The 20306-nt window shown below is 55.6% G+C and carries 34 protein-coding genes; 2 read left to right on the forward strand and 32 right to left on the reverse strand.

Annotated elements, in window-relative coordinates; all coding sequences use genetic code 11:
* Positions 1-241: 241 nt before the first annotated feature.
* The 32 genes from B2X55_RS05935 to B2X55_RS06090 all read right to left on the reverse strand — a co-directional run bounded on the left by B2X55_RS05935 (position 242) and on the right by B2X55_RS06090 (position 18983).
* A complete protein-coding gene (locus B2X55_RS05935; protein ID WP_226867781.1) occupies positions 242-550 on the reverse strand; it encodes a hypothetical protein in 309 nt (102 codons plus the stop codon).
* 17 nt (positions 551-567) lie between these two features.
* Positions 568-1095 (reverse strand): phage major tail tube protein, encoded by a 528-nt coding sequence (locus B2X55_RS05940; protein WP_286821295.1) that lies wholly within the window; start codon positions 1093-1095, stop codon positions 568-570.
* Positions 1096-1134: 39 nt separating this feature from the next.
* Positions 1135-2526 (reverse strand): phage tail sheath family protein, encoded by a 1392-nt coding sequence (locus tag B2X55_RS05945; protein ID WP_286821296.1) that lies wholly within the window; start codon positions 2524-2526, stop codon positions 1135-1137.
* A 53-nt stretch (positions 2527-2579) separates the two neighbouring features.
* The gene (locus B2X55_RS05950) at positions 2580-2888 is read right to left on the reverse strand and encodes a hypothetical protein (RefSeq protein WP_226867778.1); all 309 of its coding nucleotides are present in this window, start codon (positions 2886-2888) and stop codon (positions 2580-2582) included.
* Positions 2885-3364, reverse strand: coding sequence for a hypothetical protein (locus tag B2X55_RS05955; RefSeq protein ID WP_286821298.1), 480 nt, complete (start codon positions 3362-3364; stop codon positions 2885-2887). The genes B2X55_RS05950 and B2X55_RS05955 overlap by 4 nt, the downstream gene beginning before the upstream one ends.
* Positions 3361-3987 (reverse strand): hypothetical protein, encoded by a 627-nt coding sequence (locus tag B2X55_RS05960; RefSeq protein ID WP_286821299.1) that lies wholly within the window; start codon positions 3985-3987, stop codon positions 3361-3363. The genes B2X55_RS05955 and B2X55_RS05960 overlap by 4 nt, the downstream gene beginning before the upstream one ends.
* Positions 3984-4328: a hypothetical protein gene (locus tag B2X55_RS05965; protein ID WP_286821300.1), complete on the reverse strand. Its 345-nt coding sequence runs from the start codon at positions 4326-4328 to the stop codon at positions 3984-3986. Before B2X55_RS05965 ends, B2X55_RS05960 begins: the two co-directional genes overlap by 4 nt.
* A 2-nt stretch (positions 4329-4330) precedes the next feature.
* Positions 4331-4657 carry a DUF2190 family protein gene (locus B2X55_RS05970; RefSeq protein ID WP_286821301.1) on the reverse strand — a complete coding sequence of 109 codons (327 nt, stop codon included), beginning with the start codon at positions 4655-4657 and terminating at the stop codon, positions 4331-4333.
* Positions 4658-4671: 14 nt separating this feature from the next.
* Entirely contained in the window at positions 4672-6522 is a 1851-nt protein-coding gene (locus B2X55_RS05975; protein ID WP_286821302.1) for a prohead protease/major capsid protein fusion protein, read from the reverse strand.
* Positions 6506-8038, reverse strand: coding sequence for a phage portal protein (locus tag B2X55_RS05980; protein WP_286821303.1), 1533 nt, complete (start codon positions 8036-8038; stop codon positions 6506-6508). The genes B2X55_RS05975 and B2X55_RS05980 overlap by 17 nt, the downstream gene beginning before the upstream one ends.
* Positions 8035-8238 carry a hypothetical protein gene (locus tag B2X55_RS05985; RefSeq protein ID WP_286821305.1) on the reverse strand — a complete coding sequence of 68 codons (204 nt, stop codon included), beginning with the start codon at positions 8236-8238 and terminating at the stop codon, positions 8035-8037. Before B2X55_RS05985 ends, B2X55_RS05980 begins: the two co-directional genes overlap by 4 nt.
* 18 nt (positions 8239-8256) lie before the next feature.
* Entirely contained in the window at positions 8257-10020 is a 1764-nt protein-coding gene (locus B2X55_RS05990) for a phage terminase large subunit family protein (protein ID WP_286821306.1), read from the reverse strand.
* A 22-nt stretch (positions 10021-10042) separates the two neighbouring features.
* Positions 10043-10561 carry a hypothetical protein gene (locus B2X55_RS05995; protein ID WP_226867770.1) on the reverse strand — a complete coding sequence of 173 codons (519 nt, stop codon included), beginning with the start codon at positions 10559-10561 and terminating at the stop codon, positions 10043-10045.
* A gap of 176 nt (positions 10562-10737) precedes the next feature.
* Positions 10738-11040 carry an HNH endonuclease signature motif containing protein gene (locus tag B2X55_RS06000; RefSeq protein ID WP_286821308.1) on the reverse strand — a complete coding sequence of 101 codons (303 nt, stop codon included), beginning with the start codon at positions 11038-11040 and terminating at the stop codon, positions 10738-10740.
* Between the two features lie 111 nt (positions 11041-11151).
* Positions 11152-11616, reverse strand: a complete 465-nt coding sequence (locus B2X55_RS06005) for a hypothetical protein (protein ID WP_286821309.1) — start codon at positions 11614-11616, stop codon at positions 11152-11154.
* A 246-nt stretch (positions 11617-11862) separates the two neighbouring features.
* On the reverse strand, positions 11863-12036 hold the full coding sequence (locus B2X55_RS06010; protein ID WP_286821310.1) for a hypothetical protein: 174 nt from the start codon (positions 12034-12036) through the stop codon (positions 11863-11865).
* Entirely contained in the window at positions 12036-12311 is a 276-nt protein-coding gene (locus tag B2X55_RS06015; RefSeq protein WP_286821312.1) for a hypothetical protein, read from the reverse strand. The genes B2X55_RS06010 and B2X55_RS06015 overlap by 1 nt, the downstream gene beginning before the upstream one ends.
* Positions 12308-12502, reverse strand: a complete 195-nt coding sequence (locus B2X55_RS06020; RefSeq protein WP_226867765.1) for a hypothetical protein — start codon at positions 12500-12502, stop codon at positions 12308-12310. The genes B2X55_RS06015 and B2X55_RS06020 overlap by 4 nt, the downstream gene beginning before the upstream one ends.
* Before the next feature lie 11 nt (positions 12503-12513).
* Complete coding sequence (locus B2X55_RS06025) at positions 12514-12777, reverse strand: hypothetical protein (protein ID WP_286821313.1); 264 nt, start codon at positions 12775-12777, stop codon at positions 12514-12516.
* Positions 12778-12792: 15 nt separating this feature from the next.
* The gene (locus tag B2X55_RS06030) at positions 12793-13959 is read right to left on the reverse strand and encodes a ParB/RepB/Spo0J family partition protein (RefSeq protein WP_286821314.1); all 1167 of its coding nucleotides are present in this window, start codon (positions 13957-13959) and stop codon (positions 12793-12795) included.
* On the reverse strand, positions 13956-14741 hold the full coding sequence (locus B2X55_RS06035; RefSeq protein WP_286821316.1) for a ParA family protein: 786 nt from the start codon (positions 14739-14741) through the stop codon (positions 13956-13958). The genes B2X55_RS06030 and B2X55_RS06035 overlap by 4 nt, the downstream gene beginning before the upstream one ends.
* Positions 14738-15259: a hypothetical protein gene (locus B2X55_RS06040; RefSeq protein WP_286821317.1), complete on the reverse strand. Its 522-nt coding sequence runs from the start codon at positions 15257-15259 to the stop codon at positions 14738-14740. Before B2X55_RS06040 ends, B2X55_RS06035 begins: the two co-directional genes overlap by 4 nt.
* The gene (locus tag B2X55_RS06045) at positions 15256-15393 is read right to left on the reverse strand and encodes a hypothetical protein (protein WP_286821318.1); all 138 of its coding nucleotides are present in this window, start codon (positions 15391-15393) and stop codon (positions 15256-15258) included. The genes B2X55_RS06040 and B2X55_RS06045 overlap by 4 nt, the downstream gene beginning before the upstream one ends.
* Positions 15394-15397: 4 nt before the next feature.
* Positions 15398-16147 (reverse strand): rolling circle replication-associated protein, encoded by a 750-nt coding sequence (locus tag B2X55_RS06050; RefSeq protein ID WP_286821319.1) that lies wholly within the window; start codon positions 16145-16147, stop codon positions 15398-15400.
* A gap of 231 nt (positions 16148-16378) precedes the next feature.
* Positions 16379-16525 carry a hypothetical protein gene (locus B2X55_RS06055; protein ID WP_286821320.1) on the reverse strand — a complete coding sequence of 49 codons (147 nt, stop codon included), beginning with the start codon at positions 16523-16525 and terminating at the stop codon, positions 16379-16381.
* Complete coding sequence (locus B2X55_RS06060; protein ID WP_226867757.1) at positions 16522-16686, reverse strand: hypothetical protein; 165 nt, start codon at positions 16684-16686, stop codon at positions 16522-16524. The genes B2X55_RS06055 and B2X55_RS06060 overlap by 4 nt, the downstream gene beginning before the upstream one ends.
* Positions 16679-16993, reverse strand: coding sequence for a hypothetical protein (locus B2X55_RS06065; RefSeq protein ID WP_286821322.1), 315 nt, complete (start codon positions 16991-16993; stop codon positions 16679-16681). Before B2X55_RS06065 ends, B2X55_RS06060 begins: the two co-directional genes overlap by 8 nt.
* A gap of 94 nt (positions 16994-17087) precedes the next feature.
* Positions 17088-17414: a hypothetical protein gene (locus B2X55_RS06070; protein WP_286821323.1), complete on the reverse strand. Its 327-nt coding sequence runs from the start codon at positions 17412-17414 to the stop codon at positions 17088-17090.
* A complete protein-coding gene (locus B2X55_RS06075; RefSeq protein ID WP_286821324.1) occupies positions 17411-17704 on the reverse strand; it encodes a hypothetical protein in 294 nt (97 codons plus the stop codon). Before B2X55_RS06075 ends, B2X55_RS06070 begins: the two co-directional genes overlap by 4 nt.
* Positions 17701-17952, reverse strand: coding sequence for a hypothetical protein (locus B2X55_RS06080; protein ID WP_286821326.1), 252 nt, complete (start codon positions 17950-17952; stop codon positions 17701-17703). The genes B2X55_RS06075 and B2X55_RS06080 overlap by 4 nt, the downstream gene beginning before the upstream one ends.
* A gap of 183 nt (positions 17953-18135) precedes the next feature.
* Positions 18136-18486, reverse strand: a complete 351-nt coding sequence (locus tag B2X55_RS06085) for a hypothetical protein (protein ID WP_286821327.1) — start codon at positions 18484-18486, stop codon at positions 18136-18138.
* A gap of 26 nt (positions 18487-18512) precedes the next feature.
* Positions 18513-18983, reverse strand: coding sequence for a hypothetical protein (locus B2X55_RS06090; protein WP_286821328.1), 471 nt, complete (start codon positions 18981-18983; stop codon positions 18513-18515).
* An 89-nt stretch (positions 18984-19072) separates the two neighbouring features.
* Here B2X55_RS06090 and B2X55_RS06095 point away from each other — a divergent pair, with 89 nt between their 5' ends.
* Positions 19073-19447 carry a hypothetical protein gene (locus B2X55_RS06095; RefSeq protein ID WP_286821329.1) on the forward strand — a complete coding sequence of 125 codons (375 nt, stop codon included), beginning with the start codon at positions 19073-19075 and terminating at the stop codon, positions 19445-19447.
* Between the two features lie 304 nt (positions 19448-19751).
* The gene (locus B2X55_RS06100) at positions 19752-20243 is read left to right on the forward strand and encodes a helix-turn-helix domain-containing protein (protein ID WP_286821330.1); all 492 of its coding nucleotides are present in this window, start codon (positions 19752-19754) and stop codon (positions 20241-20243) included.
* Positions 20244-20306: the final 63 nt, after the last annotated feature.

Genomic DNA, 20306 nt, shown 5'->3' on the forward strand with positions numbered 1-20306 from the left:
GCAGCTATCATTTTCGGTTCCATTCTCGCTTTGCTCTGTCTCATTGCCGGGGTTGCCGGTTTTTTCTCCGGCATAATCCATTCTATCCGGCATGATCTTTGATATCTGCCCCGCTTTACGCGGGGCCTTTTTTATTGCTTCTGTTCCTCAATGACCTGCAGCCAATCTCGCAGCTCGCGCAGCGATTGCCGTTCCCAGTAATCCAGCGGACCAATATCGCGCAGCGCGTACGTGATTGACCTCAGTTTTCTTGCCGGATTACCTTTTCGGCCAAAGGTCTCAGTAAAAAATTAAGCACCCGCGATACAACAGACGCGTATTCAGCGATGGGCAGAGTGCTGATATCTGCCTGCGGCACCCCCATGGCCTCCGCCGCCAGCTTCGCACGGAACGCCGAACTGTATGTGATGTCCGGTGCGGGATCTGCCTCCATTCGGCACTCTCTTTCCGCCCGCGTAAATGCCGTTGCATTAAGTTCCGCCAGACGCTCTTCCAATGTCGAAAAGTCCAGCTTTTCTTTTGTCACAGTCACAGTTTCTTTTTCCATCATTTCACTCCCTCACTCTCTCAGAGGCCCAGGGCCCTGCGCACGCTCTCCAAGTAATCCACGCCATTGATAAAGTGGATGTAGTTCAGCTTATCAATCTCGATTTTGCGCACGCCGTCAATCGTCACTTTGTAATACACAAGTTCCAATGTGTTCTTCGAGTCTGTGTGATCCGCTGGCTTCAAGCTGCCCATGTCCGTTTCTTTTGGCAGGCCCCTCGCGTTGACCTTGACGGCCTGCGTGGTAATCAAACCAGTGCCAGCATCATAGTTCTCGAACGCGCCGCGGATTTCAAGATCCTGCGCTTTCATCTCAGACAGCTCCGACACATCTTCATTCAGTGTGCGCCAGTTGATCTCCAGCTCCATGCTCTCCGTCTGACCTGGCGTCGGCATATCGATTTCGCCGTCAATGCCCGCGCCGGACATTGTGGACGTCTTATTCTTGATTTTTGGGAGTGTGACGTCAGCCATTCCCAGTTTGCGGGCGCCCGACTTGAATACCTCAAAGTTAATGAGCTTGTCGCGCACCGTGTTCACAGTTGGCATTGCTATACCGCCTTTCTACCGTGCCCAAGTTGGACACAATCATGCAAATAACGTCGAAATGTAATCCGGATCATATTCCTGAATGAATTCAATATCACGCGCGGGAGCCGGTGGTGTAATGTACACATGGAAACGAATCTTCCCATCCATAACGTCCGTCGTCGTGTTCTCATCCTCACGGTATTCGACACGTCCGCCCAGCAAAGCACCCTTCGCCGTCAAACCGTTCAGCCAGATATTCGCGCTGTCAACGATAGTCTCAATGAGTCGCTTGTTTGTCGGGTCGTCAATTTTTGACCAGAATGTCGTGATCAGCGTATTCCCGACCCAGTTGAACATCCTCCTGTTCGTAATGAAAGTGTCCTTCACGTCGGTATTAGATGGGTAGGCCGTCGAACGATTGCCCCATGCTTTCCAACCGCCAATGAAGTTGATGGCCGTGATGATGCCCTGGCCGTTCAGGTATGCGGCCTGCGCGTTGTTTAGGAAGACCTCCGTGCCATCAGCAAGGCAGGCGCCGTCGGCCTGCAGGGACTTGTTGGATGGCGAATAGTACGGGATATCATCGTGCTGGCTGTCTACGTAGTTCATGAGGCTTGCCAGCTGCATCGAAAGATGGTACTTGCTCGTCCCGAGCTTGAGGAGTGGCCAGCCAAGGAATCCGTCTTTATCGACGTAGTTGTTTTTGTTCTTCCATTCCGACGCCTGCGTGTACGTCTTGACTTCTGTGGTCGGGATGTCACTGAGCGAAATGGCGTTGAAATGGCCACAGATATTATGCTCTTTCGCTCTCATGACGGCTGCTACGCTGCTGTCCGTCGACCACTTCGGCGCAACGATGATGCCCGGCACGATGCCAAAGCGCGGATATACTTCGTCGATAAGTTCAAGGCCTTCGGATTTGCCTGTCGATGTATTCACACCGCCGATGACATCGGCCGCCCCGACTTCTTCTGGTGCCAGCATCGTGTAAGTCATGTGCAAGTTGCTCGCTTCGGCTGAGATCTTGCCGCCGCTCACTGGCGTGACCACAACATGACCATCATCATCAAACGCCGCCGTGTAATCCTTGTCTTTCGCCAGTGCTTCGCCCTGCTCCGACAGCGCTACCGTCAGCGTGTCCAGTAATGCCGGGTCTGTCAGAGTCGCTACACCGTTCTCAATGTCGACCGTCTTTTTCTGCTGGGCGACATGCTTTTTCTTGTCCAAGACGTTGATCAAGACGATCGGTGCCATGTTGAATAGGGCAAAATGAACTTTCATGGCTTCGCAAAGCGTGTACTTCTCAAAGTCATCCGAGTATCCCAGCGCGGCCACAGCCTCGCTGTAAGTGTAGCAGAGTACCGGCGTGTTGCTTTCTACCGGTGCCGTCGCCAGATGCACCGGCGCGGTACCCACGGCTACGATCAGGCCGCTGTCCGTCTGCGTCATTGGTACAAGGCTCGTCGCCTGTTCGCTTGTATAAACTCCGTGCTTGTATGCCATTACTTTCTCGCCCCCATCACTTCGGTATAGGCCAGGTGTACCGGCGTTCCCTTCTTCTCAACGGCCGCCATGGCTTCGTTCAGCGTGCCAACCGGCACAAAAAGGCGCGCGATGTTCTTATATTTCGCGCTTGCCTGCTCAATCAAAGCCGTTGGCTCGCCGCGATATACAGTAAAGCGCTTCAAGCCGTCAGCCAGGCTGTTCGGGCCGATATACACTACATTTTCCTGCTTTCTCTCTGCCGCCATTTTGGCAGTAGACTTTTTCTCTGTCGGTGCAGTGCCAACAGACGAGCCTTTCTCCGTCATATGTTATCCTCCTCCATGATCTTGTCCCAGTTTGCGGCCATCTGCTCATTCGGCTGGCCAATCTGGTATTTGAGTGTCGCATATCCAAACCAATACGGGTATGGCTGGCTCTCAATCGTCTCGAACTTCGTCGGCAAAATCAGCCGGAAACGCCTTGCCAATATCCTGAAGATCAAGAGTCGCTGGCGAATGCGCTCCATCACAGAAAGCAAGTCCATCCATGCCGCCTTGTCGTGTCCATAGACGCCCACGGTGAGCCCTATCATCGCCTCCGAGCCGTCCTCCTTGTCCTCGCAACCCTGCCAGCTGACAATGACGAGCGGATAGTAAGAGTCGTCCTCGAAATCCTCGTTCGGGAAATGCTGCCGATAGACGGATATTTTCTTATCTGCCTGATTTTCTGCCTGTAGCTTGTAGGTAGATGTTGCGACCTCGATTTCTTTTGCTACAGCCTCTACTAGTAGCGCCGGTGTCATAGTCTAAGCCCTCCCAGGAATGTCGTGACTTCCTTATCCAGTGCTTCGCCGAAACGCTCTGTCAACCGCCTCTCCATGTAGCTCTGGATGGTTGGGTTCCCCAACATCTGCGGCGTTGAGGGGCCAGAAAGTTTCTTGATTCCCTCTTTTACGCCTTTACCTTTGTTTGCTCCCCATCCCCATGTCGGTCTCCAGTACGACGGCACAGAATCCGCGTTTTTCCCTGTTCGCTCAAAGACGCCCACATGACCGCTGCGCATACGCGCGAGGAAGGCATGGGCGATGGTGCCGCCCTGCCCTTTCACGACCTGACTGTAGAGGTATTTCCCCTTCGGCGGTCTGTGTTTCGGCACACTGCGCGGGTTATGCTTGAAATACGATAGGTCGTTGACCGGGCCGCGCGATGAAAAAACGGCTCCCGCGCCCTGATAACTGACGCGCATGGTGCCGCCCACGCGGCTTTTCTGGATGGTGTAGCGTTCGGTTATCTTGTCGATGGCTTCCCGCTTTACGCCTTTCACTGCCGCCCGCACGGCCTTCTTGCTCACTTTGTCGATAGCCCCCGGAAAGGCTTCCAGCATCTTCGCTGCCCGATCAAGGTCTTTGTCATCAATCTCAATCACAGCAAGCCACCTCCCATGCGATACGCGCCGAGCGTGATGGTCAGGATTCCCATATCGTCCGCACAGCTGTCAACGGTGTAGCGCTTCTTGTCGACCTTGAAGTTCTCTCCCTGCTTCGGTATCCTGGTCAAGTCCGACTTGCGGACGCATACGGTCAAGAAATCGCCATGCAGCCCGTCCGGTGTACGGCGGCCGCCCGGCATCGCCGCTGCTTTCTCGTCCGTTTCATCTCTCGACAAGACACACACGCACGGCACGCCGTTCAGCTCATGCGTCTCTGCGAACTCGTCCAGGTTCAGGAATACGCCCGCATCTGCTGCCGCCATATCCTTGAAGCTCATGATCAGCCAATACGCACGTTGACCGCGGCCCCCGATTCGGTCTTTGCTTCCGTCGTGTAGCCTGCGAACACCGTGGTATCTCCCTTTGTGCCGACAACGTTGCCAGCTTTCGTGTCCCAATATACCTCTGCGCCTACAGCAAGGGCTCCTGTGGCTGCCGGGAGCCGGAAGACGCCCGTGAGCGTCACCGTGCCGGTTGCGCCCTTTGCGATAGCTTCCAGCGCCACGCCAATTCTAGCGGCGAGCGGTACAACTTCCATATAGGCCGTGTCGGCCGCTGCTACGTAGTCAATATTCTCGCCCCTCTGGACGAACGTTGCTGTTGCCATTTCTTAATCCTCCCTTACTTGCCCGTGCCGGTACTCTTCTGGATACCGCGGAAATCAAGCAGATTGACGCCGACATCCTGATAGATACGCCATTTGATGCCCAGCGTATTGAACTGCTCGGCTCTCTCCATGACCGGCATCATATTTCCGTTCAGGCTCGTCACCTCGATTGTCGGCGCATAACCGGCCGCTGCTGCCAGGTAGAACGCATTCGCATCGTCAAGTTCCGGCTCCGACACCACCGTGAGCTTATTCGCGAACGGGTTGACTGCGGCGTTCGCTTTCGACGGATCGACAACCGAATTAATCAGCTGCGCGGCCTTTACTTCCAGCTCTGCCGGTACGATCAGGAACGCTGGCTGGATGTTCAGCACTTCCTCGCCGCCAATGTTCTTCTGCTTGGCCATGGCGGCCTTCATCTCGCCAAGTCCCAAGACATCAAGAGCTACGCTCTGCAGGTTATTGTGTTTTGCGTCAAAAAGCGGTGTGCCTTCAATCTTCGTGTTGTCTTGCATGATCTTATAGACCATTTTGTTGATCATGCGTCGCGCTGCTGCGCCGTAGATGGACGGCAGCGTCTTCAGTGCCCCCATGTCGTCGTTGATGATAGCCTGGCGCGTAAGCGAGAAGGTGCGTCCATACGTAGCCACGCTCGTCGTTACCGCGCTTTCCACTACGCTGCCCTCTTTCAGCTCGCCGTTTTCATTGACCTTGACCAGTTCATCGGCCTCACCCAGGCGGTAGCGCGTTGCCTGTTTGAAGTCCGAGTTGCTGCCGGCCGCCGTCCAGAGCTGGTAAGTCGTCGGTGCCGTCTGGTATGCCTGTGCCATGGACTTGTTGGCAACATTGGACAGGATGCCTGGGAATGCTCCCGTGCCCGTCAGAGCATCGCGAACAAGGTCTTCGTCCGACATGCCGCGGGTATTCCTTCCCGTCTCGCGCTCCAAGCACTCTGCCGCCAATCTCAGCATGCGTTTGCCACGGAAATCGCCCGCTCCATCTGCAGGGCGCTCCACCCGGATACCCGCACGCAATGCCAGGCCATCCGTCGCCGCCGCGCGAAACTTGTCCATCTCGTCCACCTTGACCATGACGTTCTGCGGGCGGCGCTGCTGTGCCAGATGGTCAAGCACTGCCGCCCGCGTCTGCTCTACGGTCTGGCCGCCGTCGATGTACGGCGTTGCGTCCATGCCGAACTGGCGGCAAATTGTGTTGATATCGCGGCAGCGCTGGCGCTCCTGCTCAATGCCGCCCGATCGCCCAATATCTGCAACCGGCGGTTTCTTCGTCTGCTCGTTTCCCATGTTGTCCTCTCCCATCTCGTCATAACTTCTGCCTACGCCGACTGTCGGGTCAGCCGGTACAGACACGATTGATAATTCATACGGCGTCCAGCGCGTGGCTACGTCACACGGCCCCGCAAAGCGTCCGTTGCTGCTCATGGCCCCCGCTTCTACCTCTTCCCACACGTCTACCATGTAGCCAACCGATACGCCTTTCAAGGTTCCGCTCTTGACCTTCTGGTAGACGCGCTCGCTCTCTTCGTCGTCATCGAACACAACCTCGGCTCTGAGCTTGTGTTCCTGCTCATCCAGCTCTACGCTGTCGACCCTGCCGATGACTGCATCCCGGTCGTGGTTGAAAAGCACGACACCGATGTCCTGCAAGCGTGAAAGGTCTACCGCGTCAGGATCGTGGCAAAGAATCTCGTTGCCAAACCATCTGCGGCACGGCTCTTCGCTCGAAAGCGACAGGGCGACTCTGCGCGAATCTTCGCCTTCCGCTGCAGACCCTTCACCTTCTGCCCGAATAGCGCCAACAAAAAAGTCGCGGCGCATCGGCTCGTTCTTACTCCTCTTTTTCATCGTCCTCTTTCTCTCCTTCTGTCTTATCATCGTCCTGCGCGCTATCACCGCCGACATGGTTGCTCATGGCCGCCTGTACGGATATCGGCGTGTGTACGGCAAGTTTCAGCCCCAGCGACTCGGCCGTTTCCTTCTCCAAGGCCATTTGTTCCAGCTGCTCCCGCCAGTCATAGCCGCGCTCTGCGCACCATTGTGACAAGGTTTTACCACCGTTCTGGATGGCCGAAATATCTGCGTTTACTTCCTTCTGCGGGTCAATCCACGACCAGCCTGGCGTTACCCACTCAACGGCCTGGTATGCTTCTCTGTTGGCAAAATAATCCGGGATATCCAGGGTTCCTGCCAACACGCATGTATCCAGCCATTCCCGATAGATTGGCGTACACAGGTGTGCAGAGAGAAACTGCTGGATTGGCTCAAATGTCTTGCGATCTTCGAGCATGCCCTGACGCGCCGCCGAGAATGACGAGCTGTTGAAGTCCCGGCTCATTAGCTCGTAGCTGAGTCCGAGCCCCGCTCCGGCCAAGCGCTCCTGGATTGACACGTAGTCTTTGGCACTGGCGATACCTCGCGACGGGTTGGCAGTCGTGACGCTCTCGCCTGGTGCCAGGTACTTAATCATGCCCGGCCGAATGGACTGAATTTTCTTTTTCTCCGGGTCTTTCGTGCTGCCAATGCGCCCCACCATTCCCGGCGCTCCGGTCTGCGTCGTGATGAAAACCGAGAAACACGCTGCAATTTTCGCAGCGACGGTTTCCGCATCCAGATAGTCCTGCGTGTCCTTCAGGCGCTTGATGATGGGGGTAAGGTCTGACATGCCGCGTATCTGATCCGGCTGGCTGCGCGTCCACAAGTGTATAATCTCGTCCGCCCGGACACGGGTAGGGTCATACTCTGTATAGCCGTCAGGGGTCTTCTTGTCAATCCAGTACGCCAAGGGGCGCAGATGGTCGTCCAACTCGATGCCAGAACGGATGACGTTGTTTGTTTTCGGTGCGCGCAGCAGGTATTGACTCAGCAAGTCCGACTTGATGACCTGCAGTTTCAGGGGGAACCGCCCGCGCTTGTCGATGACTTTCTTGACCAGGATTTCTCCGTCCACGATTTTCCGTCGCAGTAACATCGCCTGCATCTCTTCAAAGGTCTGCTGACCGGTGATGTCGCAGTTCTCCGGGCGCGTCCACTCCTTCCACAGGGATTCGATTTCCTTGTTCAGTCGCTCGTCCCCCGTCCTGGCTTGCGGCTTGATGCCTGTGCCGACGACGTTGCGGACAATGCCGCCCACGGCAGCGCCTGCGATGTCGCTGTTGTTTTCGAGATACCTTGCACGCGCCTTGACCAAATCACGCTGTGTCTTGTCCTCGTTCTCTGTATCCCCGTCAATCGGCACCCATCCGTCGTTGAAGCGCGTAACCTCTCCTGCTTCATATGCCCGAAGATTCTCCGCATAAAAAGCGCGATTGCAGGCCCACTGCGGCGATATTGCGGCGATGGCCTTCTCTAGGATCTTGATCATAAGCGCCCCAGTTCGGCAAAATAGAGGTCGCCGCCTTCCGCCCGGGCAATCTGCGCCTTGAGCGATGTTTCACGCGCGTACAGCGTGGCCAGGTCGGCCTTTGTCAAGCGCCGATTCGCGATCTGGTACGACTGCGCGCCGCTCTCGATGGCCGCAATGGCCGACTGCACACGTTCCAGCTGCATCTCTAGTGTTTCCAACTGTCTCACCTCCTTTCGTCAAAGCCAGTCATCATTGACTCCCAGCCAGTCATCCTGCTCCGGCTCGTCTTCCTTCTTGCCCGGCGGCTCTGGATCCGTCAGGAAGCGCACGCCCATGATTTCCGCCGCCAGAACGTTGTTCGTCTCACAGTCAAGCAGGTGGTTTGCTGCATGGCTGCTGATCTTGTCCCAGACAATGGACACGCGCCCCTTGCGGTCTTTCTTCTCCACGCGCTGTTCCGAGCAAATCTGATCCGCGTACTCGCGCTCGATGCCTTCGTACACGTTCCAGCTGCCACGGGCTCCCGGGTCGATGCTCATGCGTGACGCGATATAGTTCTTGAGCTGGTTGGTGTCCATCTCGTAAAGCCTCAAGCCAAACCCTGCCGCCTGCTTGTCCAGGACAGACACGGTATATCGTGATTTCAGGGCTCTGCTTGCGCCTTTTGTTGGCACGATGATGCCCATGTGCTGGGCGCAGAAGCTGTAAACGTCATCCGTGTTGTATCCGGAGTCCATGCATGCCAAGTTGACGTTGTGGATTTCTCCATTCACGTCGGCATAGTTGCGCTCTACGACGGTTTCCAAGTCTGCCCATGTCTCGGCGCGTCCCCAGTCCACCAGCCAGCTCGTCATGTGCGCGCCCCACGCCCGCACGGCATACCAAAAGTGATCAATCTGTACATCAATGCCGCAGGTGACGAGCTGGGCAGCGGCCGGCATGCGCCCGCGCTCATACGGCAGTGCCTTTTCCATCACAACGTCGGATTTCATGCGGCTCGACTTGTCTTCCCACGGCTCGGCGAGCCACGAATTGACGAAGTTCATGAGCAACGGCGGGTCATCCTTACTCGCCATGAACTTCGCGGCCACATCACCGAACGTCAGCCAGGGCGAATAGATGGAGTTCAGGTGATACGCCACCTTGTGCGCGCGTCCCTTCTTCTTGCGCTCGCCACGCCACTCTCCCGCCCGCAGCATGGCCGGTTTCTGCCGGTCGTCGATGATCTCATGACAGTATTTGCATTCATAATGGGCCGCCGCCCGTGCTTCTGTCTCGTCCGCACCTGGAGGCCACTTGATTTGACCGAATTCCAGCGTCTGCATTGCACCGCAATGCGGGCACGGCACGAAAAAGCGGTACTGGACATCAGCGTTCAACCACCCCTGCCAGATATTCCCGGTCTTGAGCGTCGGCGTGGACACTTTCACGATCTTGCGGTTGTAGAACGTCTTGGTTCGCTCTGCCGCGAGTTCCAGTGGGCCCGCTTCCGAGCCGGTCCACTTCGGGAATTTATCGATCTCATCGAAGAACACATATCGTGCAGGACGGCTTGAAAGGTCCGACGGGCTATTTGCCCCCACCAGAGCGATATACATGGTGTCGAAGGTCAGTTCAAGGTCCTTGCTGCCGCGCTCGTCAAACTTGTCCCGCAGAGCAGGCGACAGCATGATAAGCGGCTGTAGGCGCTTTTCGGACGTGAATTTTGCCAGTTTCTCAGACGGGTAGACGACCAGCATAGGTCCCGGGTCCTGTGCGACGGCGTAGCCAATCATGTTCTGCTCCGCGCTTGTCTTGCCGAGCTGCGTTCCGGCGCAAAACGTGATGTCGTGGACGAAATCCTCGTTAAACGCGTCCATGACGGCTTTCAGATACGGCGTTCGGCTCGTCCGCCAGCGCCCCGGTGCGGCGCTGTCCAGCTCGGAAAGGATCCGGTATTTGTCCGCCCACTCGGATACCGTTAGTTTCTCCGGCGGCTTCAGCACGGCCAGTGCGTCCATGATCCACCACGGATAGCCCAGCTCATTTCGCTTTTTTCTTCGCCCTGGCACGGTAGTTCCTCCCCTCCGTCAGCTCCTGCAGTGCGTCATGCACCCGCTTGTCAACCTTGCTTTTGGCAATTTCCGCCGCCTCTGCATCTAAAGTGGCCATGTCTGCCGCCACATCGTGGCTGATTGCCAGCAAGGACTTCTTCATGTTCGCGAAAAGGCGGGTCAGCTCGCTCCGCATGGCGGCGGCTGGGATGAACTCGTCTTTTGTGAGCCCCAGTTTTATCTTTTCCTGTGCCGCCTTGGCTTCTTTCAAGTCCGCTTCTGCCTTGAGCTTTCGCGTCTCGGGGCTTTCTGCGTGGCGGCCTGCATATCGCCACTCCATGACGGCTTTGATGTCCCATTTCCCTCTAGCTTCCTTCGGCGCGCCCTTCTTCTCCCATCGTGACAACGTTTCTCGCGAAATCCCGAAGAACAGGCAGGCGTCAGCCGTAGAGAAAATGAATTTTCTTTCTTCTGTTTCGCGCGCGCCCGCGCCCGACTTCCCAGGCATCCGGGCTCCCTCCTCTCGTTTTGTCAGATTGTCAACCGATTTTTTCGTTTTTCACGGACAGAACCGCCGCGACTCGCAGACCCGAGCAGCCGCCTGGCTCCAGAAGGACCCACACACACCGGGGGTGCTGCTGCTCCACGCCGCTGCGCCGCGGCGTGCCCAAATTGGGTACAATCTCAATCGACCATGTAGCCCATTGCCCTGCGGTTGACCCGGTATGCGTCTTCGTATGTTACGCCTTCGCGACACGCAACAATCGCAAGCAATTCATCACGCTTGATGCTGCCATCGTGAGCGCCAATGTGGCACGACGTGCAGAGCTGGACAAGGTTCATCTCGATGTCTCCGCCGCCGCTGCCGACCGTGAACACATGATGTGGTTCGATGTTCGCATACGCTCCGCAGCGTTCACAGTAATCCTTGCGCATGGCCTTGATCATCTTGCGGTCTTTCACGCGCTTATGCTTGATGCACTCCACGGCCTCGCCTCCCGTTTTCAGGCACTAGAAAAGGCCGCCCGCGGAATGCGGACGGCCATGTTTCCATGTAGTCTTCTACGACTCCTATTGTATCGCAGTCTGACATGTCTGTCAACTGCTGCACAATCTCCTGTACAGTTCCTCTGTTGTTGGCTTCTGCATGTCCACCTTGCGCCTGCCTCGTCCATTGTGTGATCCTCCCCCCTTGGTGGGGCGGCCGCCCGCGGCGGGGCAAGATTCCCCGGCGCGATGGAACACGGGGAACTCTTCCGTTGTCTCCATGAGTTCCTTCATGTTCTCCTGTTTCTTCTCTGTCCCATACCAGACTTCTGCTGTGCATTCCGGGCACTTGCAGTAATCCCCGTCGACTGGAAGCATCGGCACCCGGCAGCGCTGGCAGTACCAGACGCCGTGTATCTTCTGCGCCAGGGCTGCTGCTTTCGGTCGCTCGCGCTGGTAGCTTGCCTCACCTGATGGCCATGCCTCAGCCCCGCACACCGGGCACTTGTCGAAGCCCTCCCTGTGCTCCATCATCGTCTGACACTCCTGGCAGAACCACGTCCTCGCCTTGTCCATCTGCATCGTCTCCCTTCTCGCCTTCTAGCGCGCTGTCTCCTGTCCCCGGCCTCTATCTTCCAGATGGCCAGCCACGCCGTCGGATCCCGATAGGTGTTCATTTCTTCCGCCCCTTCCGCTTTCTCTTACCACATGTAGTGGCGCGGCGCTTCTGCCACATCCTCCGGGCTTTGATGTATTCCACGATCTTCACGCTTCCTTCTCCTCCAGTTCGGTATCCTCTCGACCTTGCTTTTCCTCTTCTGGTCAGCTGCGTAAATCAGTACGGCTGCCGCCAGCAACATCGCGATGCCCATCCTGCTGCATCCTCCTCTCGTAGTACGCTCTTACTTCTTCCTCGTAGCTGCACCGCCCGGCGGCGGCAAAGACGGACGCGATGATCATGCCGAAGCACGCGCCCGCCGCAAATGCCACAATCATCACGGTTTTCTCCTTCCCCGACGCAAACGCCGCTTCTTCTTGCACGCCCGCTCTTTGCAAAGCCCAAGCGCCACCGCCCAATAACGTCGCCAGTATCTCGATGCCCTTCCAGTGCCGTGGTAGTCAGACTGAGGCTCGGCCAGTGTCCACTGCATCTGTTTCAAGGTATCATAGACCCGTCTGAATATCTCTTTTGTCATGTTCGCTAGGACAGCCCGTATTTTATCCACAAACTGCATGGTGGCCTTTCTATACTGCTCATACTGTTCGTTCATCCCTTCGCCTTCTTCCTCATCCGGTCCAGCTCGACAGCCAGACGGTCACAGGCGCGCAGAACGGCAACTGTGTCCTTGGCGCTGCGCTTCTTTTCCCGGTACTCCTTTACGGCCGCCCGACGGCGGCGGCTGTTCTCCAGCACCGCCATGTTGATTTCCTGCTTCGTCATATTCGTCTTCAAGATCAGCATTTCTCCTGCTCCTATTCTGTCCAATCCATCACACCGGCTTTCGCCATCTCGTCAGCGTCGTGAAAGCCATGCCGCCGGGCGTGTTCCTGTGAGATATACGTTGACCACTCGCCGCACAACCTGCAGGTTCCCGCCCGCCAACGCGTGGCAACTTTCTGCTTCAAGAAAACTGGCGGCTTCATGTGGTCCTGCCCTTCGTACACAGCGCACAGGGCCACGCTGATTTCCTTGCGTCCACGATGCGCGCGGTGGAGGTATTCTACACGATGGTCCATCTTCTCGCCCCCTCCTCAGTCTTTGGCTTGAACCTCCCGGATGATCTGGTTCAGCCGGTTCATTGCGTACTGGCGAGCGGCTTCATCCTCTTCGCCCTTCATGGCCGCAAGTCTACGCCATGCCTCGTTCAAGCTGCCAACCAGCAGCAGCGTCCCTCTCCCTGCCGCGACCTGACTCTCTCCTGCCTCTTCTGTTGGCTCTTTCTTGGGCTTCGGCGGTTTCTTTGTCTCTTCGGCTCTGAGCTTCAGCAGGTCGGCCGCGAAAGCATCCCGACTGATCATCTCCATGGCACCGTCCATAGCTGCTTCGCGCGAGATGTATTTCTGCTGCTTGTCGATATACTCAAACGCATGCGGCGGTGTATCAGGGAAGTAAACCCGCCCGCACACGCCAGCATAATACTGGCCACCATACTCGCCGATGATCAGGATGATTTCGCCGCGGTCCATCGGGATGCCCGGCACGCGGGAACGAGTCTCTACTGGCAACTGTTTTTCCTGTTGCAGGTCAACGAGCTTCACCTTCGCGCCCTTTTCTGCGTGGAGGTCTTTCTGCTCTTCCTGCGGGCGGCTGGCAATCTTGTCGGCCACGCTGACGCCGATGTTCCCCGCTTTGAGTTCATCCTTGTATTCCTGAGTCAGGTTCTTCTCGATTTTCTCCAAACGTCCGACAGCCGACACGCTCATACCGAGCGCCGCGGCGATATGTTCACGGCGGCGTCCCGGTATCTTCTGCCCTTCCTGCTGGCGTTTCTCGAAAATGTCGTTCATGCGCTTCACGGCCTGCATCTTTTCCCAGTCCGACACAACACGGTTCGGGATGTTGGCTTCGATCAGCATCTGCTCTGCATCCACCTCGTCGCTTTCGCGGATGATGCAGTCGACTTTCTGGAACTCGGTCTTGCCCTCTGCAACAAGGCGTTCATGTGCGAGCTTGCGGCGGTGCCCAGAAATCAGCTTGTATTTCCCGCCGCCCGCCGGGCGTACTGTCAACGGATCCAGAAGGCCGAACTGCTCAATGCTGTCTTTCAAGAGGGCGTTCTTAATCTCGATGTCAGTACTGCCCTCCACTTCGAAGTCGTTGTTTTCATCGTCCAGGATATCTGCAAGGTCGATTTTCACGATCTCGCGCGGCTTCTCTGCCATGTAGTCCCCCATGGCGTTCATCATGGAAAAGCTCATACCAATGCTCCTTCCTGCTCCGTGCCCAAGTTGGGCACAAGTTCCGCAACAAAAGCCCGGTAATCCTGTGCCGGGCGGCACTTCCTGGCGTACTCTACGACAGGTCTATGCTGGAATACCGATTCCTTGACCTTGATGCTCATGTGGATAACGTTGTGGAAAACGGGGAAATTGGTTTTTGTCCGGAGGAACTGCAGGCCCTCGCGGTCCATCTTCGTCCGGCTGTTGAACTTCGTGACCAGGACGCCCGTCAGCCGGACATCATGGCCAGCTGCCCGCGCTTCCAGCACGCGGCTCTCTACTTCGCGCAGTCCGTCGATGCTGAATCCATCAATCTCTAGCGGCACGATGATGTCCGTCGCCGCCAGAAAGGCGTTGATGACGTTCGGCGTCATGTTTGGCGCGCAGTCGATAATGACAAAATCATAATCCTCCTGGATGTCTTCCATGGCCTCCTGCAAGATCGTAGCCACCCGCGGGTCGCGCCTTGCCATCAGCTCCATGTTGACCGTCGCAAGGTCCATATCCCCCATCACGACAGACAGGTTCTTGTAGCGCGTTGGGCGAATGGCGTCGCGGATGGACGCGCCACGGAATACATCCGCCACGGTTGCCGTGCCCGCCATCTTTCTCTGCTCGTAGAACGCCGACGCATTGCCTTGGATGTCATTGTCGATCAGCAGGACGCGTTTCCCGTTCTGAGCCAGCAAATAAGCCATATTGCAGGCGGTCGTTGTCTTGGCCACGCCGCCCTTCATGTTGACGATCGCGAATGTTCTCATTCCTTGCCCTCCTCTTGCACGATGAAGCTGTTCTCTTTCCAGGCGGTATCCTGCATCAACGACAAGACCTGTGTGCCGTTGGCCACTACAGCATCGCCGACGCGCTGCAGGTAGATCTTCCCCAGCAGCATGGCCAAGTGTTCACCGTTCACCAGCGCATACCCCGTTTCGCCAGCATACAGGACGCCAGCCATCTGGATTCCCTCGTGGCTCGTGATGGTGATGCCCGTCGCCGCCAATGGCTCGCCACGGTTTGCCGCCTGGCTGATATAAGACTCGTACCGCACTAGGACAGCATCCGGGTTTGCAATCTTCGGTGACTCTTCCCATCCCCCTTTCTTCTTGACGTAGTAGACGTTCCGGCGCTCGGTTTCCGTCTTGCACTGGATCTTCCACGCGTCCTTCTTCCTGAGCTGCAGGATGAATTCTTCCGTGACCAGGTAATGACACCCGTCACGATCGAGCAGCATGAAGATGCCGGCGTCTTTGATGGCGCGGACGGCTACCGCGCAATTCACCGGCTCAAGTTCTTCGTCTTCCATGGGTCCCTCACTTTCTGCGCACAGGTCTTCACCTGGCAGCGCTTGCATTTCTCCGGGGTTTTCCCGATGCAGAATCTCTGCAGCAGCTTCCCGGCTTTCTTCTTGTTCATGGTCTTACCTCCGAAGTCTCACGTATACGGTGTATTGGACGGGGTAGCCAAACTGGTTCACGCCAGCATACGAAAGATTCTTGTCGATGTAGTACCCTTTCCGTGGCGGCGGCTGGCGTCGCCATTCTTTGGCCTTTACCGTGCGGGCGCGAACTTTCTTGACATGCAGGTTGCGGGACGACGAATACCGCTTCTTGATGATGGGGTCGTCGGACAGGAAGGTTTCTTCCCCGTTCTTGATGATGTAGGCCGCCAATTTGTGCCAATTCTGCGACTTATCCAGATGCTCGGTATGGACGTGTACCCACTCGCCGCGGTTGACGATGTTCTGCCAGTGCCGCGCGATGATCTCCGTGTCAATCTTCGTCATGACCATGTGCAGATGGATCGCTCCACGCCGCCCGCGCCCGACGGAAAAGATGTACTTGAAGTCCTTGCCTGCTTTCTTGTACTCTCGGCGCATGCGCTTCAGAAACTCCTTGATGTCTTTCTTCACCGTCTCGCTGTCCGGTGTTGTCCTTGCCGGGTAGGTCAGCGTCGTCCACAAATCCCCTGGATGAAAATTCTTCGGATCCCGCAGCAGTCTCCACACTTTCCGTGTTGCTTCCTTGCTCTGCCAGCGAATCTGCTCCTCCGGCGTCGCCCTCTGAGCTTCTGCCTTCTTCCGCTGCTCCTTCGTCCCCAGTCTCCCATTGGTGTATTTCTGCACTTCTACCACATCGCCCAGGTCAATCACTTTCTCTTGGTAAGCCATCTCATCCCCTCCCGCTTTCCTTTCTCTTTCAAGGCTTGCCATCCTATGAATGGTTCTCCAAACAATATGTTTAACAAGCCCTGCAATCCCCAGCGCGTGGGGTGTTTTCTGGCTCGCAATGTGGTATAATGAACGCATACAATGAATCCACATTGCTGTGCTTTTAGCCAGCATGCGCCCGGTTGCCGCCGGGCGCTTTTCTTTTCCCTTCTATCGAACTAACGTTTGTTATCATGGTGCTACGTTCCGTTCCGGCTGAGAGTCAAGTATGGCCTCGGCGATCATCGACGCCAACGCGTCAAGGAACCGCTCGGCCCTCTCTGGGTCCCGCGCATCCTCTTCGATGACGCGGCGCCCTTCCACCTGTGCGTCCATCATGCTGCGCCTTCTTTCTTTGGCTCAGGGGCGCGGTCTGGCTTGGCCAGATTGTAGCCTGCCATCACGCCCTGCATGTAGACGCTGATTCTCTCCCGGTCACTCACGTCGCCCTGACGGATGACTTCCAGCACTTCACGTGCCTGCTTTTCTTTCTCAGTCATGATTTGCTCCTTTCTCTATAGTAGGAAATTCTGCTGTCCTCCCGCATGTCCACACCTCGCGCTCGGGCTGTATCATGGAGCGCATGGCCATGTGTACCTTGTGGAAATTCTCCTCGGCGGCCGCCTTGCTGACCTTGAACGCAATCTGATTGTCAAACATCCTGCCGCGCTCCGGCGTGATGATCTGGATGAAGAAGCTCGTCTGCTTCTCGATGATGATGTCGACCTGTATCAGCTGCAGGGTATAGGCGTTCAGCCGGTCTTTCTCGTCGCGGTAGAAATTCACCGCCCGCAGGATCTTGCTCACCCCGTGAACACTTCCGCAAGCAAGTGCGCGATGTACAGCCCCATGAGCGTCAGGCCGATGGCCTCCTTTGCCTGTTCCATGTCCGCCCCTCCTTTCATCGATTCTGATCCAGATAGAACTGGATCTTGTCCAGCGCGTCATCTATGCTCATATCACTGCGATAGGCTATAACGCTGATAATGTTGGCCAGCAATCCGAAGAGGACTCCGGTCTTTCCCTCTGCCGCGAGAGCCACGCCGTCTAGGTGGATGTGACCCTTGTCGTTATCCCCGTCTGTCAGCGCGATGATGCTACCGTGTACAATCTTGCTTTCCTGTGCGGCAACCTGCATGCACTTTGCCAGCACCTGACGCCGTTCCGGCGGTGTCAGCTTGTCTTTCTCCAAGTCCTCCATAAATTTCTCGACTCCGGTCTTACTCATTTCCCTACCTCCTTAATCTTGTCCAGTTCGTCTTTTGTAGGCCGGTGAGCTTTCATTAGCTCTGCTTCGGCCTGCGTCATGCGTCGAAACGTCACCTTCATACTCCATTCCGGGTCGTAGTCGATGATGACCCGGAATCTTTTTTTGCCGGCCGCCCAGCGGCAGAATTTGTTGACGAATCCAGCCAAGGGAATCAACCATTTATTATCTCCTCTGTGGTTAATCTTGAAGCCGTCGCCATTTCGCTCTTCCTCCGGCGTAATCGTACCGGGGTTGTAATCACTTATCATCTGCTCACCTCCCCTCTGTATGTAATCGAAACGATATATCTTCCGCATCCGCAGCGCCGCACTATCTCTGTGCAGTTGGCTCCGTGGATGGCCATGACTCTCTTCGCCTTGCGTGTGCCGTCGCATCCAGCACATACAAGGTGTTTTTCTTTTTCCTTGGCGCCAAACCACTCCTGCCGTGTTCCGTTGCCGGTCGTCCTCGTAATCTTGTCGGTATCGTAGTAGTTTATCATACCTTCATATATCATCTGCTCACCTCCCTTCGACACTCTATATGGAGTGTACTTTCATGTCCTGCCTCCCTTTGGTACAATGGAGCCGAAAGGAGGTGATTGCTATGGCGGCTGTTCAGTCCGGCGATATTGTGTATTGCCTCAAGACCAGCAACCCGAATCGTCCTTTGGTACTTACCTGCCATGCGGACGGCTCCCTTACTGTAGACTGCCTTTTCCTGAAGTGTCCGTTCTTTGACAAGTGCAAATTGTCGAAGAACCCTGTCGTTCAGGACTTCCTGATGCGGTCTGCTCTCTAGGATCGCAGAAGTTTTCGTATTTCGGTTTGTAGTACCAGCACCATGGTGCTGGCAGTTCGGGGATAATCCCTGTTTCTAAGTCCAAGTTGCACTGTACCCGCAGTGTAACTTGGGCTATTCTTTTTTCCATGGCGTTCATTTCTGCCTTGAAGGCCATGACGCGCGGTACCTTGTGCCCGTCAATAAAGACTTCCGCAATGGGGCCGTCTGTCCGAATCCTGACCTGTGCCAGTGGCTCATGCTTCTCCATCTGCTCACCTCCCTTCGGGTTACACTCTACTTATGTGCGCTGATGTCTTTGGCGAGCTCTAAGTATACGCCATGAGACAGGGCCGCATAGCGTGTCAGCAGTTCGGACATAGCCATATGCTTTTCGGTGCTTATGGTTATGTCCATTTTTATGCCGTCTTGATTTCGATGGCTGGAAAATGTGTAGGCCTCGTCGCTTCGGTGTGAAGCAATTCGTTCCTGAATCTTGTCCAGTTCGTCTTTTGTAGGCCGGTGAGCTTTCATTAGCTCTGCTTCGGCCTGCGTCATGCGCCGAAACGTCACTTTCATACTCCACTCCGGGTCGTAGTCGATGATGACCCGGAATCTTTTTTTGCTGGCCACCCAGCGGCAGAATTTGTTGACGAATCCAGCCAAGGGGATCAACCATTTATCATCTCCACGATGATTGACCTTGAAGCTATCGCCTTCCCTTTCTTCCTCTGGCGTGATTGTGCCAGGCTGGTAATCTCTTATCATCCTTTCACCTCCTTTCCCTTCTGAGTACCTGACTGTTGGCAGGTTTACTCGCATCTTTTGTCGAATTACTCTTATATGGGGGTGTTTATATGCAAGCAAAATCCATTATCAAGTTTTCTGCGTCCGAATGCGAAATGATTGCAGCCGCATTGGACTACTATGCAGAAGATGTCTTTGAGTTTGACGCGCCTTGTCCGTCCGGCCGAGTGCGTTCCGCTCTATCTTCGGCAAATGCGAAGTTAGGTGCTCTTGATCTTCCTAAATCCGATGATAACGAGCTGCCGCTGACGCGCTTAGAACTCGTCGCCGTCTTCTATGCATTGCAGCACATACAGGAAGAGCAGGAACACGGCGACTTATTAGAGGATCTTCTTCCGCCCGCGCTCTGCCAGCAGGACAAGCGCTCTAGCCTTTATCAGCGCTTGGAAACGTATCTTCCTTCCCTTGGTGTTCGGTTTGTTTGAGTGCTTCCAGCGCACCAAAAACCAGTTAAATACCTTCCATGTCTGAATGTCGTGTTTCAGACGGCGAGCCTTTCTTTTGCTGAAGGGCTCGTTTTTTATTACCATGATCATTCTTTCACCTCCCTTCGACACTCCATATGGAGTGTGCAATACCGGCCTGTTAAGGCCAGTATTGGTAAATCTGCTTCAAATATTCCTGCGTTGTTTTCTATACTCATAATATATTACTCTATTGCATTTGTCAATATACTTATTGCCATTTTTACAACTTTAGTTGTATTATAGAGTTTAAGGAGGTGAAAATATGACTATCAATCAGCGTATAAAAAAATTACGAAAGTCTCTAGGTATGAATCAAGGTGAGTTCGGGCAGAAGATTGGCATGGGACAAGCTGGCATAAGTAAAATCGAGCAAGACGGCAATACTGTCATTGATCAAAACATCCGGCTGATCTGCCAGACGTTCCACGTGTCTGAGAAGTGGCTGCGCACGGGTGCGGGGCCGATGGAGAGTGATGATGTCAGCACGATGCTCGCGCGCCTGCAGGAGGAGATGGACCTGACGGACCTTGAAATGCGCCTGCTGCAGACTTACTTCAGCTTTCCGGCCGAAGAACGGCAGACGTTTCTCGCGATGGCGCAGAAGTTTGCCGCCCGCCTGGCCGCCGAGAAAAGCCCAGAGGAGCGCGACCGTCAACGCGAACAGGCGACGCTCGACGCCGTGCGGCAGGAGTTTCGGGATAAAAGGGATTCTCCAACGTCTACCCCTTCCACTATTACTACTACCGCAAAATAAAAAAGCGCCGCCCGTAGGCGACGCCCCGCCGCTACTGGCGGCAACAATAAAATAAGCCCCATC

This window comes from Mitsuokella sp. UBA4253 (genome assembly GCF_002395285.1).
GTDB lineage: Bacteria > Bacillota > Negativicutes > Selenomonadales > Selenomonadaceae > Mitsuokella > Mitsuokella jalaludinii.